Origin of the sequence: Streptomyces thermospinosisporus (assembly GCF_039526425.1) — a bacterium.
Taxonomy (GTDB): domain Bacteria; phylum Actinomycetota; class Actinomycetes; order Streptomycetales; family Streptomycetaceae; genus Streptomyces; species Streptomyces thermocarboxydovorans.
In genome coordinates this window covers 1-3,449 of record NZ_BAAAIZ010000126.1, presented here as the reverse complement: position 1 = coordinate 3,449, position 3,449 = coordinate 1, and the positions used below count along the sequence as shown (strand labels likewise).

General features: G+C 68.6%; 3 protein-coding genes, 1 tRNA gene and 1 other RNA gene. 3 read left to right on the top strand and 2 right to left on the bottom strand.

Going from position 1 to position 3,449, the window contains the following annotated elements; translation table 11 throughout:
* Window positions 1-274 (bottom strand): HD domain-containing protein (locus ABD207_RS30360; protein ID WP_344016488.1); only part of this gene is annotated, 274 nt, incomplete at its 3' end.
* Between the two features lie 644 nt (window positions 275-918).
* On the opposite strand from ABD207_RS30360, the gene ABD207_RS30355 reads away from it, so the two are divergent.
* The gene (locus tag ABD207_RS30355; RefSeq protein ID WP_344016487.1) at window positions 919-1,692 is read left to right on the top strand and encodes a hypothetical protein; all 774 of its coding nucleotides are present in this window, start codon (window positions 919-921) and stop codon (window positions 1,690-1,692) included.
* A gap of 91 nt (window positions 1,693-1,783) precedes the next feature.
* Here ABD207_RS30355 and ABD207_RS30350 read toward each other — a convergent pair.
* A tRNA-Ser gene (locus ABD207_RS30350) sits at window positions 1,784-1,868 on the bottom strand.
* Between the two features lie 72 nt (window positions 1,869-1,940).
* Here ABD207_RS30350 and ffs point away from each other — a divergent pair.
* Window positions 1,941-2,039: signal recognition particle sRNA small type (gene ffs, locus ABD207_RS30345), an RNA gene on the top strand.
* 81 nt (window positions 2,040-2,120) lie between these two features.
* On the top strand, window positions 2,121-3,449 hold a 1,329-nt coding region (locus ABD207_RS30340; RefSeq protein WP_344016486.1), incomplete at its 3' end, for a DNA polymerase III subunit gamma and tau.

Here is a 3,449-nt window from a genome sequence, read left to right as displayed (position 1 = left end):
CACCGAACCCCGTGCACACCAGCCCACCTGACGTGCAGTTTTCACGATGCACACTGCTCAGTGGATGGAAGCCGGTGTGGGCGAGTGCGGGCGCGTAGCCGATGTCGTGCAGCACCGCAGCGGCCTCCAGCACGTGGGCATTGCCACCGACCAGGGGTGCCAACACCTGGGCACGGGCGGCAACGCCCTGTGTATGGGCCCATCTGCGCGGAAGGCTCGTCCGCAACAATTCGCCCGCCAGCCCATACGCCCAGTCGACCTTGATCGTCGCCACATGAGGAGGGTATGGCAGCCCCGGAGTTGGCGCAGCCCTACAGCGCGTCAGGCGCCCCTCAATGGCGCAGCAGATCCTGGGCAAGGGGATCGGCCCTCTCATGTCCCCCTGGGGCGCACCCTGTTGAGTGTCAGTGGTGGTTCTTATCGTGGAGGAATGGCGAACGGTGTGTGGCATACCGGATATGGCATAGAGATCAATCTTTCGTTACCCGATCTCGGGCACCCGGACCGTCCGGAGTTGCTCCACGAGATCACCGCGAGCGTCGCTGATCGCGACCCGCAACTGCTTCAATGCCTGGCGCACCACGAAGGGCGGGAGGCCAGTCCGAGGCAGGCGGGAAATCTCCCTGGATGTTCATCCGCCGAGGCCGCATGGGCGGCCGAACGCCCCTGGTTGCCTCTCACCTACCGATCACGCACAAGCCGACCCCTGCGGAGAGCGCGCAGCACAGGGCTACGAAGGAGCGGGTCGTCGAGACCGCTGCCAGGCACGGGCTCCTCTCCGAGGCGGAGGTTCCCTTAGCCAATCGGCGGAGTATCACCGACGCTGTCGTCACTGGGCCGAGTGGCATACGGATCGGCTGGGAGATCCAATACCACCACCTCAGTCCCAGTAGCGTGCATCGCCGCTCGGTCAATGCAGTGGAGCACGGCATCACACCTCTGTGGGTGGCGAAGGACCGGACGGCTTCCCTGATCGACCGTGCACCGTGGGCACGCGTCGACGACATGCCGTGGAAGGACATCGCGGACGGCAAGGACATGGTGATCCGCGGTGGGTACCGCCACCTACAGGTCTGGAAGTGTGTGCCGAGCAGTGACCGTCACTGTCTGGCCAGCGAGGGCGCCGGTCACTGTGGCGCGATTCACGCCGACTGGTTCCTGCCCGCCCTTTGCCTGCCCGAGAAGAAGCCGGTCCACATCGAAGACCTGGTCCTGCAGAGCGCCACAGGGGAGAGCGTCCCGGTCTACGTGCCCAGCCGTGGCAACGGGCGGGCCGGTCGGCATAGGTGGGTGTCGGCAGACGACCGCGCGCTGTGGGAGGAGATCGTCGGTGAACGGACTCCTCTGCCCTCAGCGCCGGCCGAAGAGGACGACGGCGTGATCACCTTCGCCGAGCAGGAGATCGACCGCACCTGCCGAGCAGGCGAGGAAGGCTGGTTCCTTAGCGATGCCCGGCCCCTCCGCGACCTTGGCCAGCCGACTGGCGGTTTCACCCTCCCCGCCATGCCGGTACGGGGCGCCCGTGAGGCGATGCGGATCACACCAGTGGAGAGGATGGCAGCGTCCGCCGCGCTGCGATGCCCTCCCTGGGAGCTGGGTCCCTGCGCTGGCTGCGGCCAGCTGATGCGCAGGTATGGGCGGTACGCGGCGATGTACTGCCGTGCCTGCCGTGCCGTACTCAACGGGCGATAGCCGGGAACTGCAACCAAAACTGCAACCACGGAATGACGAAGGCTCCGACCGTGATCCGGTCGGAGCCTTCGTTTGCCCAGGTGGGCGGCTGCGGAGGATACGAGATTCGAACTCGTGAGGGGTTGCCCCCAACACGCTTTCCAAGCGTGCGCCCTAGGCCGCTAGGCGAATCCTCCGCCGGAAACATTACATGACCGTGAGGAGTGCTCGCGAACTCGTTCCGGTCCCCGGGGATGAGGTAGCCTGTGCGGAGCCCCTCACGCGGCGCTATCTGACTGAACTCCCCCAGGGCCGGAAGGCAGCAAGGGTAGGTCGGCTCTGGCGGGTGCGTGGGGGGCGCTCGCGTTCCCGGGGGCGGTCGGGGCGGTCGGGTCCGCCGGTTCTCCGGGCGGGTCTGGATGTCAGTGGACGCCTATAACCTCGTAGGCGTGTCGTCTCTCGCGCTGTACCGCCGCTATCGCCCGGAGTCGTTCGCCGAGGTCATCGGGCAGGAGCATGTCACTGACCCGTTGCAGCAGGCGCTGCGGAACAACCGGGTCAATCACGCGTACCTGTTCAGCGGTCCGCGCGGCTGCGGCAAGACGACCAGCGCGCGGATCCTGGCCCGCTGCCTGAACTGCGAGAAGGGCCCCACGCCCGACCCCTGCGGCGAGTGCCAGTCCTGCCGGGACCTCGCCCGCAACGGCCCCGGTTCCATCGACGTCATCGAGATCGACGCAGCCTCGCACGGTGGTGTGGACGACGCCCGTGACCTGCGTGAGAAGGCCTTCTTCGGCCCCGCCCGCAGCCGGTACAAGATCTACATCATCGACGAGGCCCACATGGTCACGCCGGCCGGCTTCAACGCCCTGCTCAAGGTCGTCGAGGAGCCGCCGGAGCATCTGAAGTTCGTCTTCGCGACCACCGAGCCCGAGAAGGTCATCGGGACGATCCGGTCCCGGACCCACCACTACCCCTTCCGGCTGGTGCCCCCCGGCACCCTGCGGGACTACCTCGCCGAGGTCTGCCGCAAGGAGAACATCCCCGTCGAGGACGGGGTGCTGCCCCTCGTCGTGCGCGCCGGCGGCGGTTCCGTGCGTGACTCGATGTCGGTCATGGACCAGCTCCTCGCCGGCGCCGGGGACGACGGTGTGACGTATGCCATGGCCACCGCCCTGCTCGGCTACACCGACGGCTCGCTGCTCGACTCGATCGTGGAGGCGTTCGCCACAGGCGACGGGGCCGCCGCCTTCGAGGTCGTCGACCGGGTGATCGAGAGCGGCAACGACCCGCGCCGGTTCGTCGCCGACTTGCTGGAGAGGCTCCGGGACCTGGTCATCCTGGCCGCCGTCCCCGACGCGGCCGAGAAGGGACTCATCGACGCCCCCGCCGATGTGATCGAGCGGATGCAGGCGCAGGCCGGCACCTTCGGCCCCGCCGAGCTCAGCCGTGCCGCCGACCTGGTCAACGAGGGCCTCACCGAGATGCGCGGCGCCACCTCGCCGCGCCTCCAGCTGGAGCTGATCTGCGCCCGCGTGCTGCTGCCGGCCGCGTACGGCGACGAACGGTCGGTCATGGCGCGACTGGACCGGATCGAGCGCGGGGTGAACGTCTCCGGGGCGGGTGCCGGGGCCGGCATGCCCGCGATGGGGTACGTGCCCGGGCCCGACGCGCATGTTCCGCCTCCGGCTCAAGGGGCCGGTGCCGGTCAGGGGCAGACGCAGGGGGGTGCCCCGGTTCCGCCGGGCGGCGGTCCGGCCGCGGCCAGGGCGGCGGTG